The sequence below is a fragment of the Paraburkholderia jirisanensis genome, from assembly GCF_054782355.1.
In genome coordinates this window covers 646258-659761 of the sequence record NZ_BAAGSQ010000027.1, presented here as the reverse complement: position 1 = coordinate 659761, position 13504 = coordinate 646258, and the positions used below count along the sequence as shown (strand labels likewise).

11 protein-coding genes and 1 tRNA gene are annotated in these 13504 nt (G+C 64.3%); 10 read left to right on the top strand and 2 right to left on the bottom strand.

Translation table 11 applies throughout. The features are described 5' to 3' along the window. Window positions 1-187: 187 nt before the first annotated feature. The 10 genes from rsmB to ACYVNQ_RS25685 all read left to right on the top strand — a co-directional run bounded on the left by rsmB (window position 188) and on the right by ACYVNQ_RS25685 (window position 9664). On the top strand, window positions 188-1615 hold the full coding sequence (gene rsmB, locus ACYVNQ_RS25730) for a 16S rRNA (cytosine(967)-C(5))-methyltransferase RsmB (protein ID WP_460906046.1): 1428 nt from the start codon (window positions 188-190) through the stop codon (window positions 1613-1615). Beyond that, window positions 1612-2202, top strand: coding sequence for a DUF4390 domain-containing protein (locus ACYVNQ_RS25725; RefSeq protein ID WP_460906044.1), 591 nt, complete (start codon window positions 1612-1614; stop codon window positions 2200-2202). The genes rsmB and ACYVNQ_RS25725 overlap by 4 nt, the downstream gene beginning before the upstream one ends. Beyond that, entirely contained in the window at window positions 2192-4630 is a 2439-nt protein-coding gene (locus tag ACYVNQ_RS25720; RefSeq protein ID WP_460906042.1) for a sensor histidine kinase, read from the top strand. Before ACYVNQ_RS25725 ends, ACYVNQ_RS25720 begins: the two co-directional genes overlap by 11 nt. Then, window positions 4631-5350 carry a response regulator transcription factor EsaR gene (esaR, locus tag ACYVNQ_RS25715; RefSeq protein WP_460906040.1) on the top strand — a complete coding sequence of 240 codons (720 nt, stop codon included), beginning with the start codon at window positions 4631-4633 and terminating at the stop codon, window positions 5348-5350. Window positions 5351-5445: 95 nt separating this feature from the next. Continuing rightward, window positions 5446-5521, top strand: a tRNA-Phe gene (locus ACYVNQ_RS25710). 343 nt (window positions 5522-5864) lie between these two features. Then, complete coding sequence (gene queC, locus ACYVNQ_RS25705) at window positions 5865-6596, top strand: 7-cyano-7-deazaguanine synthase QueC (protein WP_460906038.1); 732 nt, start codon at window positions 5865-5867, stop codon at window positions 6594-6596. Between the two features lie 211 nt (window positions 6597-6807). Beyond that, on the top strand, window positions 6808-7440 hold the full coding sequence (gene queE, locus ACYVNQ_RS25700; RefSeq protein ID WP_460906036.1) for a 7-carboxy-7-deazaguanine synthase: 633 nt from the start codon (window positions 6808-6810) through the stop codon (window positions 7438-7440). A gap of 8 nt (window positions 7441-7448) precedes the next feature. Continuing rightward, window positions 7449-7892, top strand: a complete 444-nt coding sequence (gene queD, locus ACYVNQ_RS25695) for a 6-carboxytetrahydropterin synthase QueD (RefSeq protein WP_460906108.1) — start codon at window positions 7449-7451, stop codon at window positions 7890-7892. A 234-nt stretch (window positions 7893-8126) separates the two neighbouring features. After that, entirely contained in the window at window positions 8127-8909 is a 783-nt protein-coding gene (locus tag ACYVNQ_RS25690; RefSeq protein WP_460906033.1) for an HpcH/HpaI aldolase family protein, read from the top strand. A gap of 44 nt (window positions 8910-8953) precedes the next feature. Further along, window positions 8954-9664: a tetratricopeptide repeat protein gene (locus ACYVNQ_RS25685; protein WP_460906031.1), complete on the top strand. Its 711-nt coding sequence runs from the start codon at window positions 8954-8956 to the stop codon at window positions 9662-9664. Window positions 9665-9788: 124 nt separating this feature from the next. Here ACYVNQ_RS25685 and rodA read toward each other — a convergent pair whose 3' ends face one another. Together rodA and mrdA are read right to left on the bottom strand one after the other, a co-directional pair. Next, window positions 9789-10937, bottom strand: coding sequence for a rod shape-determining protein RodA (gene rodA / locus ACYVNQ_RS25680; protein WP_460906029.1), 1149 nt, complete (start codon window positions 10935-10937; stop codon window positions 9789-9791). An 11-nt stretch (window positions 10938-10948) separates the two neighbouring features. Continuing rightward, a complete protein-coding gene (mrdA, locus tag ACYVNQ_RS25675; RefSeq protein ID WP_460906027.1) occupies window positions 10949-13474 on the bottom strand; it encodes a penicillin-binding protein 2 in 2526 nt (841 codons plus the stop codon). Window positions 13475-13504: the final 30 nt, after the last annotated feature.

Below are 13504 nucleotides of genomic sequence, written 5' to 3'. Positions count from 1 at the left end.
ACCCCCAGCCCAACCCCCCCGCCCACATCGCGGAGCGGCACCCCCCAGCACACAAACCGCCGCAGCAACAACGCTGTTGCCGAACAAGCACACGTCGGCACCGCACACACGGTCCGACTGGCCGGCCAAGCTACAATGTGCCGTTTACATCGGCCGCACCATCGCCGCCTGCACTGTTCCCTTTTTCATGATCCGAAAGTCCTCCCAACGCCCAGCCCAACCCGCGACTCACGCGCGCGAGTCCCTTCTGTCGAAGCTGCATCTGGCACCGGAGTCGCTCGGCTTCGCACTGGATTGCGCTGCGCAAGCAGTAGGGGCCGTGCGACTCGGCGCGGCCTTGCCGGCCGCGTTGAGCGCAGTATTTTCATCATTGCCGTCCAACGCCACGAGCGTCGCGCACGGCGCCGTGCAAGACATCGCGTACCGGACGATGCGGCGTCTCGGCACCGCCGAATGGCTGGTCGCCAAGCTGACGCACAAGGCACCGCCGCCCAACGTCGCGCACGTGCTTGCATGTGCATTTGCGCTCCTGGTCGACGACGGACCCACAGCCGCCTACACGCCGTTCACGGTCGTCGACCAGGCGGTCGAGGCAATCGGTGCGCGTCGCGAGTTTGCGTTCGCGAAGGGCATGACGAACGCGGTACTGCGCAGCTTCCTGCGCGAGCGCGACGCGCTGCTCGCCGAGGCTGCCAGTGACCCCACCGCACAATGGAACTACCCGCGCTGGTGGATCGACGCGGTACGCCGCGCGTGGCCCGACGCATGGCAAGCCGTGCTGGCCGCGGGCAACACGCAAGGCCCGCTCACGTTGCGCGTGAACGCACGCCGCGCAAGCGTCGACGCGTACCTGCAAACCTTGAGTGAGCACCAGATCGGCGCCGCGCAGGCCGGCATTCACGCGGTTCGCCTTGACACACCGGCGCCTGTGGACAAGATTCCCGGCTTCCACGAGGGCATTGTCTCCGTGCAGGACGCCGGCGCGCAGCTCGCCGCGCAATTGCTCGACGTACGCGACGGCATGCGCGTACTCGACGCATGCGCTGCACCCGGCGGCAAGACCGGCCACCTGCTGGAACTCGCCGAGCTCGACCTCGTCGCGCTCGAAAGCGACGCTTCACGCGCCGCGCGCATCGGCGAAAACCTCGCGCGCCTGAACCTCACCGCAAAAGTGGTGATCGGCGACGCAGGCAACCCATCCGCGTGGCACGCCGCTTCAGATCCGCCGTTCGACCGCATCCTTGCCGACGTCCCGTGTTCCGCATCAGGCATCGTCCGGCGTCATCCCGACATCCGCTGGCTGCGCCGCGCGTCGGACATTCCGGCACTCGTCGAACAGCAACGCCGCATCCTCTCTGCGCTCTGGCCGCTCGTGAAACCTGGTGGCGAGTTGCTGTACGTCACATGCTCGATCCTGCCGGATGAGGGCGAGTTGCAAGCGGTGTGGTTTGGAGACAACCATCAGGATGCGGTACGATTGGACGCGCCGGGGCAATTGCTGCCTGCAACTGCTCGCGCGCCCGCCGACACATCGGCCGGTTCCCGCGCCGGACAAGGCACCGGCTCGAACCCAGACCACGACGGATTTTTCTACGCGCGCTTTCAGAAACGGTGATCATCAAACGCCTCTTTCCGTTACGGCTCGCGGTCGCGCTCTGGTTGGCGCTGGTGCTTTGTCTGAGCGCAGCCGCGCCGGCGTATGCGGATTCGATCGCGGTTCAGCGCGCGTCGCTGCAGTCGGACAGCAGCGGCTGGACGCTCGACGCGCGTTTCGAATTCGACCTGAACAGCAACCTTGAAGACGCGGTCAACAAGGGCATCCCGCTGTATTTCACGACCGATTTCGAATTGAGCCGGCCGCGCTGGTACTGGTTCGACGAGCAGCCCGTGAGCATCTCGCAGAGCATTCGCCTGTCGTTCCAGCCGCTCACGCGCGAATACCGGGTCTCGACGGGCGGCCTGCAACTCGGTTTCAGCTCGTTGAACGAGGCGCTTTCGGTGATCAAGCACGTGACGTCCTGGCATGTGATCGACCGCAACGAAGTGCATGCGGGCGAAACCTACACGGCATCGGTGCGCATGCAGCTGGATATCGCGCTGATGCCCAAGCCGTTCCAGATCGATGCGGTGAACAACCGCGACTGGAACCTTGCTTCCGACTGGAAGCGATTTACCTTTACGGTGAGCGATCGTGCTAAATAAAGTGCGCCGCGACACCAGTGTCAGCAGCATCGTCGTGCGTTTGCTGGTGTCGACGGTGGCGGTAACGGCTGTCCTGCTGCTCGTGCTGCTTGCAGCAGCGAGCGCGAATACGGAATTCTTCGATCGCTATTACCAGTGGTTGTACACGGCCAACATTGCGGTCGCGCTGATCTTCATGGGGATCGTCGCGGTGCTGGTGGTGGTGATCATCTCGCGCCTGCGCAAAGGCAAGTTCGGCACGCGGCTGCTCGCCAAACTGGCGTTTTTCTTTGCGCTGGTTGGCGTGGTGCCGGGCGGCATCATCTATATCGTGTCGTACCAGTTCGTGTCGCGCAGCATCGAGTCGTGGTTCGACGTGAACGTCGAGACTGCGTTGACCTCGGGCTTGAGCCTCGGGCGCGGCATGCTCGACGCGTCGCTGTCCGATCTGCAAACCAAGGGCCGGCTGATGGCCGAGCAGCTCGCGAATGCGGATTCGGCCGGCACGACGCTGACGCTGCTGCGTTTGCGCGACCAGTTCGGCGTGCAGGATGCGACCATCGTCGAGCCGGTGCGCAGCATGTCGGGCGCGTCGCCGGACATGCACGTGGTCGCGCAGGCCACGGGCAACTATGCGTCGCTGGTGCCGACCGACCTACCCACGCCGCTGATGATCGAGCAGGCGCGCGGCCGCGGCTTTGCGGCGATCGAAGGCGAAGTGGACGGCGACCCGCGTGAGCACGGCAGCAAGGGCGCGTTGCGCCTACGCATCGTGCAGCGCATTCCCGACACGAACTCCACGCAGCTGCAGGCGACCGACCGCTTCCTGCAACTCACGCAACCGGTGTCGGCTTCGCTCGCGCGCAATGCGGACGCGGTGCAGCGCGCGTATCGCGAGTACCAGGAAAAGGCGCTTGGCCGTACTGGTCTGCGCAAGATGTATATCGGCACGCTGACGCTCGCGTTGTTCCTCGCCACCTTTATCGCGATGATGCTTGCGCTCGCGCTCGGCAATCAGCTGGCGCGGCCGCTGTTCCTGCTCGCGCAGGGCACCAAGGAAGTGACCGAAGGCGACTACACGCCCAAACGCGAGATCAAGTCGCGCGACGAACTCGGCTTCCTGACGCAATCGTTCAACGCGATGACACGGCAGCTTTCAGAAGCGCGTGCGGCGGTCGAGAACAACCGGATCGCACTCGAGCATTCGAAGGCCTACCTCGAAAGCATTCTCGCGAACCTCACCGCCGGCGTGTTCGTGTTCGACCGGCAGTTCCGCCTGACTACCGCGAACCGCGGCGCCGAGCGCATTTTCCGTCAACCGTTCCAGGCTTCGCTGGGTTCGGCGCTCGATCGCATCACGGTACTGAGCGAGTTCGGCGGGATGGTCCGCAAGGCCTTCGCGGATCGCGAGGCCGCGAGCAGCGACGACCAGATCGACGCGGGCCACTGGCAACAGCAGTTCTCGATGCAGATGGCCGGCGAAGCCGACCCGCTGACCCTGCTGGTGCGCGGCGCGCGACTGGTTGCAGCAACCTCGGCGACGGATTCGGACGACGCGCCAACCGCGGGCTACGTGGTCGTATTCGACGACATCTCCGACGTGATTTCCGCGCAGCGTTCGGTTGCATGGGGCGAAGTCGCGCGGCGCCTCGCGCACGAGATCAAGAACCCGCTCACGCCAATTCAGCTATCGGCCGAGCGCTTGCAGATGAAGCTGTCGGACAAGCTCGGTCCATCCGATGCCGACGTGCTCAAGCGCGGCGCGACGACCATCGTGAACCAGGTCGCGGCGATGAAGCAGATGGTCGACGACTTCCGCGACTACGCGCGCACGCCGCCCGCGGTACTCGCGAACCTGCAGCTTAATGAACTCGTAAGCGAAGTGCTGACGCTGTATGGCATCGAGGAAGGCAAGAGCCCGATCGCTGTCGAGATGGCCAACCTGCCGGTGATCCGCGGCGACGCCACGCAATTGCGCCAGGTGGTCCACAACCTGCTGCAGAATGCGCAGGACGCGGTGGCCGACGTCCCGCATCCGCGTGTGGTGCTGGAAACGCGGACAGTAGAATATGGCGATCCCGATGCGGACGGCAAAGCGCGTGTCGCGGTGCGGCTGACGGTATCGGACAACGGGCCGGGCTTTTCCGCGCGCATCCTGACGCGTGCATTCGAACCTTATGTGACGACCAAAGCCAAAGGTACAGGGCTTGGGCTGGCGATGGTCAAGAAGATCGTCGACGAACACGGCGCGCGCATCGATATCCGCAATCGCCTGAAGGCGGGCGATGTGATTGAAGGTGCGCAGATCTCGATACTCTTCCTGCAACTCGCCGACCACGCGGCGCCCGGTAGCGGGCCAACCCCGGGGCCGCATGCAGGACCGCAGACGACGCGCGGCAGCGCGTCGCAGGGAACGACAAAAGCAACCGTGCAGACAAGGGCAGCGTAAATGGCAACCATCCTGGTGGTAGACGATGAAATGGGCATCCGGGAATTGCTCTCGGAGATCCTGAGCGACGAAGGGCATGTCGTCGAAGTTGCGGAGAACGCGCAGGAAGCGCGTGATGCACGGTTACGCGCCGCGCCCGACCTGGTGCTGCTCGACATCTGGATGCCCGACACCGATGGCGTGACGTTGCTGAAAGAGTGGGCCGCGCAAGGGCATCTGACGATGCCGGTCATCATGATGTCGGGCCACGCGACGATCGACACCGCAGTCGAGGCGACGAAAATCGGTGCGTTGAATTTCCTCGAGAAACCGATTGCGTTGCAAAAGCTGCTGAAGGCAGTCGAGCAGGGGCTCGCGCGCGGCAGCGCGGCGCCTGCGCCAGGCGGCGCCGCGGCGGCCAAGCCGGCAGCGCAGGCCACGACCTCGGCGGTGGCTTCGGCCGCCTCGCTGCCTACACTCGTGCAAGACAACACCAGCGCGAGCACGGGCACCGGAACAAGTGTCGGCACGCCGGCGCCGGTGCAGACCACGTCGATCTCATTCGACATTCCACTGCGCGATGCGCGCGATGCATTCGAGCGTGCTTACTTCGAATACCATCTCGCGCGCGAGAACGGCAGCATGACGCGAGTGGCGGAGAAGACCGGTCTCGAGCGGACGCACCTGTATCGCAAGCTGAAGCAACTCGGTGTCGATCTGGGCAAGAACAAGAGCGAATGACAGCGCCTGCGCACGTCGTCCACGCTCATCGCGAGAATTTTTACCAAGGGGCTTGAGCGACGCAACTCGCTTTGTTATACTCTCGCTTCTTCGTTGGCCCGGTAGCTCAGTTGGTAGAGCAGCGGATTGAAAATCCGCGTGTCGGTGGTTCGATTCCGCCCCAGGCCACCAGGATTCGGCCCCAGGAAATCGCAAGATTCCTGGGGCTTTTCTTTTACGTGTTTCTTTATCGGGGCACGGCGCTACAGAGCGTATGCCGCGACCGCTGTGCGCAGCGCGCGGCAGCATTCCGTGCCACATGATAAAATCTCAAAAATTCAAGGACTTGCACTGTCCGGTCGCAAGTCCTTTGTCGTTTCCGGCAAGTCGGCTGCGCGCCGCGTAGGTCATCTGCCGGACGATCATGGGCATACGGCTGGCCCGCGCTACGCGGTGAAGCCCCGGCCTATACTGCTTGGGCTGGCGGCAACGCCGGCTGCGGACACGATCATTTGAGTATTCACGGAGTTTCACGGTGACTCGCAAAGACGCGAAGAACAGCGCGCTGGTGCTGTTTTCCGGTGGCCAGGATTCAGCTACCTGCCTTGCGTGGGCGCTCGACCGTTACGACACGGTTGAAACGCTCGGCTTCGACTATGGCCAGCGGCATCGTGTCGAGCTCGAGTGTCGCGAAGGCTTTCGCGCGGCACTGATGCAAGCGTTTCCGGCATGGCGCGAGCGACTCGGCGACGATCACACGATCGATCTGTCGGTGCTGGGCGCAATCAGCGATACCGCGATGACGCGTGAGATCCAGATCGAAACCGCGGCAAGCGGCTTGCCGAACACGTTCGTGCCGGGGCGCAACCTGATGTTCATGACGATCGCTGCGGCGATTGCTTATCGACGCGGTTTGCAGGTGCTGGTCGGTGGCATGTGCGAGACGGATTTTTCCGGCTACCCCGATTGCCGCGACGATACGATGAAGGCGCTGCAGGTCACGTTGAATCTCGGCATGGACAGCCGCTTCGTGCTGGAAACGCCGCTGATGTGGCTTGATAAAGCCGATACGTGGCGTCTTGCGCAGCAGCTTGGCGGCGACGAACTGGTTGAACTGGTACGCGTCGAAACGCACACGTGTTATGTCGGCGAGCGCGCGGAACTGCATGCGTGGGGCTTCGGTTGCGGCGAGTGTCCGGCGTGTCGCTTGCGCAAGCGGGGCTATGAGGCCTATCTTGCGGGCGATCAGGTGAGCGAGCCGGTATAGATGGCGCGTCACGGTTGCAGCGGGCCGCAGCGCGTGACACCGCAGCAGTCATGCAGCGGCCACGCGGCAACAACGCAGCAACAACGCAGCACCGCGACAATGTAGCCACCGAATGACGCAACGGCCGGAAGCAGAATCCTGGCAACCGGCATACACCGCATAATCCACATCGCCCGCATAACCAGCATCACGCAGAATCAGGCAAACCAGCATGACGTACTCGGTCAAGGAAATCTTCTACACGCTGCAGGGCGAAGGCGCGAATGCCGGCCGCCCGGCGGTGTTCTGCCGCTTCTCCGGATGCAACCTGTGGTCGGGCCGCGAAGAAGACCGCGCAGCAGCGGTGTGCCGTTTCTGCGATACGGATTTCGTCGGCACCGATGGCGAGAACGGCGGCAAGTACCGCAGCGCCGCTGAACTGGTCGCGATGATCGCATCGCAGTGGCCGGCGGGCGAGGGCAATCGTTTCGTGGTGTGCACCGGCGGTGAGCCGATGCTGCAGATCGACGCGCCGCTGGTCGACGCGCTGCATGCAGCCGGCTTCGAAATCGCGATCGAAACCAACGGCTCGCTGCCGGTACTCGAGACGATCGACTGGATCTGCGTGAGCCCGAAGGCCGATGCACCGCTGGTCGTCACGAAGGGCAACGAACTGAAGGTGGTGATTCCGCAGGAAAACCAGCGCCTCGCCGACTACGCGAAACTCGACTTCCAGTATTTCCTCGTCCAGCCGATGGACGGCCCGTCGCGCGAGCTCAACACGAAGCTCGCGATCGACTGGTGCAAGCGCCACCCGCAGTGGCGCCTGTCGATGCAAACCCATAAATATCTGAATATCCCCTGATTGCCGTGCTGACGATTACCCGAAAACTCGAATTCGATGCGGGCCACCGCATCCCCGACCACCGCAGCCAGTGTCGCAATCTGCATGGTCACCGCTATGTGCTGGAAATCACGCTGCAGGGCGACGTCGTCGAGACCGAGGGCGCATCGGATCGCGGCATGGTGATGGATTTCGCCGACGTGAAGTTGCTGGCGATGGAGCATCTGGTGAACCTGTGGGATCACGCGTTCATCGTCTATAGCGGCGACACGCAGGTGCGCGGCTTTCTCGAATCGATGCCCGGCCACAAGACGGTGGTGCTGGACCGCGTGCCGACTGTCGAAAACCTCGCGCGTGCCGCGTTCGAGATTCTGTCCAACGTCTACGACGCGCACTATGGCGTGAACCTGCGCCTGCAACGCGTGCGGCTGTACGAAACGCCGAACTGCTGGGCTGACGTCGGGCGCGACTAACGCGTTATTGTCACGGTATGATCGTTTCGATAACCACCCGGAGCGAGACATGCCTGCTACCGCCACGCTGCAACGAGACCACGGGCAAACCTGCCCGACCGATATCGGCGAAACCTGCAGTCACACCCCTGGCCGCGCCTTCGGCCGCCATGGCCACACTCAATGCGGCCTCAATTCGGGCGGCGCGATGTGCCGCACCTCATGCGGTGCAGCATGCCGCGCTGGAGCGCGTCGATGAGCACGTTCACGAACCCGCTGAAGCTGCGCCTGAAAGACCCCGACCCGCTGTACGGACTGTGGCTGTCGCTCGGTAGCGACAGCGCAGCCGAGGCACTTGCGCACGCCGGTTTCGACTGGCTGCTGATCGACATGGAGCACGCCCCGAACGATAGCGTCGAGGTCTCCGGCCAACTGCGCGCGATCGCCGCCGCGCATCTGCCGAGCGAGCCGGTGGTGCGCGTGCCGGCTGCCGAGCCATGGATCGTCAAGCGCGTGCTGGATGCTGGCGCGCGCACGCTGATGTTCCCGAATGTCGAATCCGCGGATGAAGCCGCCTATGCGGTGCGGCTGACCCAATACCCGACCGCCGACGCCGCCGATGGCCTGCGCGGCGTGGCCGGCGCAGTGCGCGCCGCTGCGTACGGCATGCGTCGCGACTATCTGCAGAACGCGAATGCGCAGATCGCGACGATCGTGCAGATCGAATCGGTACGTGCGCTCGAGCAGGTCGAGCAGATTGCGGCGGTGCCGGGCGTCGATTGCCTGTTTGTCGGGCCGGCCGATCTGGCTGCGAGCCTCGGGCATCTCGGCGATTCGAAGCATCCGGACGTGGAGCAGGCAATGGCACGCATCGTGCAAGCTGCGAAGAGTGCACATGTCGCGTCGGGCATTTTCGCGATGGACGTAGCCAGTGCGCGCCAATACCGCAACGCCGGTTTCCGTTTCATTGCGCTTGCCGCCGATGTGATGTGGCTGTTGCGCACGACCCGGCAGGCGCTGCAGGAGGTCCGTTCATGAAGGGGTTGTTGCGAACTGGCAGGGCTACGCGCAGCGGTGGCGCCGTGCAGAAATTACGAACGCTGATAACAGCAGGCGTGCTGGCAGCGGCATGTGCGAGCGCCGGCGTGGCGTTCGCGCAGACCACGCATCCGAAAGCGCCCAAGGCTGCTGAAGACGCCGAAACGCAGAACGCGGTGGCCGACTACAACGCCGGCAATCTGCCCACTGCGCTAGAGGAATTCCGCAAGGCGGCGCAGCGCGGCAACCGGCTTGCCGAATTCAACTACGCGATGATGCTGCTCAACGGCGAAGGCGGCCCGGCCAATATCGACGAAGGCAAGAAGTGGTTGCGCAAGGCTGCCGAAGCGAACATGTCGCACGCGCAGTACGTGTACGCAAAAATGTACGACGACGGTGAATTCGTCGGCCGCGACCCGGTGCAGGCGCACCAGTGGTTCCTGAAGGCGGCGCAGCAAGGGCACGTTCAGGCGGAGCTCGCGCTGGCGAACCAGTTTCTCGATGGACGCGGCACCGCGCGCGACAACCAGCAGGCGTTCTACTGGTACAAGAAGGCTGCGGAAGGCGGCGACATGACTGCGCAATACGTGGCGGGTTCGTTCTATGAGCGCGGCGGCGATGGAGTCAAGCAGAACCTGAACGTGGCGCGCGCGTACTATGCGGCGGCCGCGGCGCAAGGCGATCCGGCGGCCAAGCTCAAATTCCAGCAGTTGAGCGCGCAACTGCGCGAATCGCACGAGGCGAAGCCGGAATAAGGTGGAATAAGCCAGCACCAGCCGGTACCGCTCGGCGCAGCAGAAGCGAAGGGAGGCGCATGCTCACATGCGCCTCCCTTTTATTTTGTCCCGCGCGAGCGCGTCAACGTCAAGGAAAGGCCCACTAGCTCTGCATCAAGCGCTTCTGCCGCGCGACGCTCATGATCAGGCCGATCGCAATACCGAGCGTGGTCAGCGCGGTGCCGCCGTAGCTCATGAACGGCAGCGGCACGCCGACCACCGGCAAGATGCCGCTCACCATACCGATATTGACGAACGCGTAGGTGAAGAACGCCATCGTCAGCGAGCCTGCCAGCAAGCGTCCGAACAAGGTCGCGCCGTTCGCGGCGATATACAGGCCGCGCGCGATCAACGCCATGTACAAGGTTAGCAGCACAATGCCGCCGGCAAGCCCGAATTCCTCGGAGAACACCGCGAAGATGAAGTCGGTGTGCTTCTCGGGGATGAACTCGAGGTGCGCTTGCGTGCCCTTCAGCCAGCCCTTGCCGAGCGGCCCGCCGGAGCCGATCGCAATCACCGCCTGGATTGTGTGAAAGCCCTTGCCGAGCGGGTCGGAGGTCGGATCGAGCAGCGTGCAGATGCGATGCTTCTGGTAGTCGTGCATCAGCGGCCATTGCACTTCGGGCTGGCAGATCTTGTCCTGGAACACGGCGATCGATGCCACCGCCATCACGGCGGCAATCAGCACCGGCACGATCAGCTTGAAGCTCAAGCCGGCGAAGTAAATCACGAAGAGGCCCGCGGCGAACACCAGTACCGCAGTACCGAGGTCCGGCTGCTTGGCGATCAACCCGACCGGGATCGCGAGAATCACGAGGCCGACCAGATAGTCGTACCAGCGCATCACGCCTTCGCGACGCTGGTAGTACCACGCGAGCATCAGCGGCGTGGCGATCTTCAATATCTCGGACGGCTGGATCACCACGCCGACGTTGATCCAGCGTTTCGCGCCCTTGCGCGTGAGCCCGAACAACGCCACCGCAATCAGCAGCGCGACGCCGAATGTGTACATCGGCACCGCGAAGCGCATCAGCGTGGTTGGCGGCACGTTGGCCAGCACCCACATCAGCACGAAGGTCAGCAGGATGTTGCGCAGCTGGTCTTCGACGCGTCCCGGCATGTCGAGACTCGCGCTATACAGCGTGACGATGCCGACGCACAGCAGCAGGAACACAATCAGCGCGAGCGGCTTGTCGAAGCCCGCGAACATCTGCTTGATGCGGTCGAGCCAGGCGCGCTTGTCGAATTGCATGCCTTTCTCCTTTATTCGTCGATGCCGCCGGTGGCCGGCACGCGCGGCGGCGCGGGCGCCACCTGTTCTTCGCGTGACGGTGCGGCGGCGGCTGGGCCGGCATCGCTGGCCGGGCGCGGTTGGTGCGGGCCGGATTTGCGCGGGATGGCTTTCAGCGGTGCGGATGCAGCGGCGGCACCGGATGCGGTTGCCGCGCCGGTTTCAGGTGTTTCGTGTGTTTGGGGCGAATGTGGGCGGCTCCGCGTCGAGCCTGCCGCGGTGCCTGCTGCAGCGCTTGCTGACGTCGCCGCGGCTGTCTTTGCGGTCGAAGCGCCGGCGGCCGCCGGCGGTGCCTTGCCGGTGACGCCGGGTACGCCCGTCGCACCCGCACCCGCACCCGCACCCGTCGCAGCTGCACCGCTTGCCGCATCGGCTTGCGAAGCCGCTTGCGGCGAGTTCGGCTTCGGCGCATCGGGCGGCGGCGGCAACGGCGTATAGCCGGCCGCGAGCGTCACCGGCTGCACTGCCGCTGTCAGCGCCGCCTGCGCCGTCGGTCCCGCCTGCGCTGGCTGCGCCGGTTGCGGCGCATCGCCGATCACCGGCCCCGACGCACTCTCGGTTGCCGAAGCCGCGGCGACCACTGCAGCCTGTTCGACGCCCGGCTTCAGCCGGTCGATCAGATAGTAGTCGAGCACCCGGCGCGCGATCGGTCCCGCGGCCTGCGCGCCCCAGCCACCGTTTTCGACCACCAGCGCGACCGCGATCTTCGGGGCCTCCGCTGGAGCGAACGCAATAAACAGAGCGTGGTCGCGCAGATGCTCGGCGAGCGCGTGCCCGTGATACTTCTGCCCCTGCAGCGAGAACACCTGCGCGGTACCGGTCTTGCCCGCGGCCAGATACGGCGCGTTGCGAAACACCTGATACGCGGTGCCCGACGGATTCGACGTGACGTTTTCCATGCCGCGTTTGACCACATCGATATCCGCTTGCGATACGTTGACGCGGCCGTCGTCGGTCGGCACGGTCAGGCGCTGCTGGTGCGAGATCGGATTCTCGATCTCTTTCACGAGGTGTGGCTTCATCAGCACGCCGTTGTTGGCGAGCGTCGCAGTAGCGTGCGCGAGCTGCAGGATCGTGTACGAGTTGTACCCCTGGCCGATCCCGAGGCTGATGGTTTCGCCTTCGTACCACTTCTGCTGTTCGGGCTTGCGGTACGCCTTGCGCTTCCATTCGGTCGAAGGCAGGATGCCGCGCGCTTCGCCGGCGACGTCGATGCCGGTAATCTGCCCGAAGCCCCAAGGCTTCATGAAGTTGGCGATCGCGTTGACGCCGAGATCGTGCGCGAGCATGTAGAAATACGTGTCGTTCGACACCATGATCGCGCGGTTCATGTCGACCCAGCCCTGACCCTGCGGCACGTCGTTGCGGAACGTGTGACCGCCGAACGTGTACGAGCCCGGATCCTGAAACCCCCACTGCGGCGTGCGTTTGTGCAGCGTCAGCGCGGCCAGCGCCATGAACGGCTTGTACGTCGAGCCCGGCGGATAGGTGCCGTGCAGCGGACGGTTCAGCAGCGGATGGTCGGGCGAGTTGTTCAGTTCGTCCCATGTCGGCTGGTCGATCCCGTCGACGAACGAGTTCGGGTCGAAGCTCGGCGCGGACACGAACGCGAGTACGTCGCCGGTCGACGGCTCGATCGCGACCAGCGCGCCGCGCTTGCCGGCGAACGCCTGCTCCGCCACTTGCTGCAGGCCGATGTCGATCGACAGCACGAGGTTGTTGCCGGGCGTCGCCTGGGTGCGCGACAGCGTGCGCACCGGCCGGCCGCCGGCCGTCACTTCCACTTCCTCGAAGCCGGTCAGGCCGTGCAGCTCGGTTTCGTAACTCTGCTCGACGCCGATCTTGCCGATATAGTCGGTGCCCTTGTAGTTGTTCGCGTCGAGGCGCGGATCGTAGTGGTCCGGGTCGCTGTCGTTCTGGTCGCTGGTGTCGTCGATGCGTTCCTGGTCGCGCTGCGAAATCCGGCCGATGTAGCCGATCACATGCGCGGCAGTCGGCCCGAGCGGGTACTGACGGAACAGCCGCGCGCGCACCTCGACGCCCGGAAAGCGGAAGCGCTGCGCGGTGAAGCGCGCCACTTCGTCGTCGGTCAGGCGGGTTCGGATCGGCAGACTCTCGAAGTTCTTCGAGTCTTCCTGCAGCTTCTTGAAGCGGCGCCGGTCGCGCGCGTCGATCGGGATCACCGTCGCCAGCTTGTCGATCACGTTATCGAGCGTATCGTTCAGCTTCGACGGTGTGATTTCGAGCGTGTAGGCCGAGTAGTTCTTTGCCAGCACCACGCCGTTGCGGTCGGTGATGATGCCGCGGTTCGGTACGATCGGCGCAACCGAGATGCGGTTTTCGTCCGCCTGCAGCGAATACTTGCTGTAGTGCCACACCTGCAGAAACAGAAAGCGGAAGCCGATCAGCCCAAAGCAGACGAGCACGAACAGCCCCGCCGCCGCGACGCGCAGCCGGAATTTCGAAAGCTGTTGCTGGGTGTCGTTGAATTCGGTCATGCGATTGAGCCTGGGCCCGCAGTGATGGGC

Coding starts and splice junctions, on each gene's coding strand:
- rodA (WP_460906029.1), bottom strand. CDS start 10,937: ATGCAATTCGACAAGCGCGCCTGGCTCGACCGCATCAAGCAGATGTTC.
- ACYVNQ_RS25690 (WP_460906033.1), top strand. CDS start 8,127: ATGAGCACGTTCACGAACCCGCTGAAGCTGCGCCTGAAAGACCCCGAC.
- esaR (WP_460906040.1), top strand. CDS start 4,631: ATGGCAACCATCCTGGTGGTAGACGATGAAATGGGCATCCGGGAATTG.
- queE (WP_460906036.1), top strand. CDS start 6,808: ATGACGTACTCGGTCAAGGAAATCTTCTACACGCTGCAGGGCGAAGGC.
- mrdA (WP_460906027.1), bottom strand. CDS start 13,474: ATGACCGAATTCAACGACACCCAGCAACAGCTTTCGAAATTCCGGCTG.
- rsmB (WP_460906046.1), top strand. CDS start 188: ATGATCCGAAAGTCCTCCCAACGCCCAGCCCAACCCGCGACTCACGCG.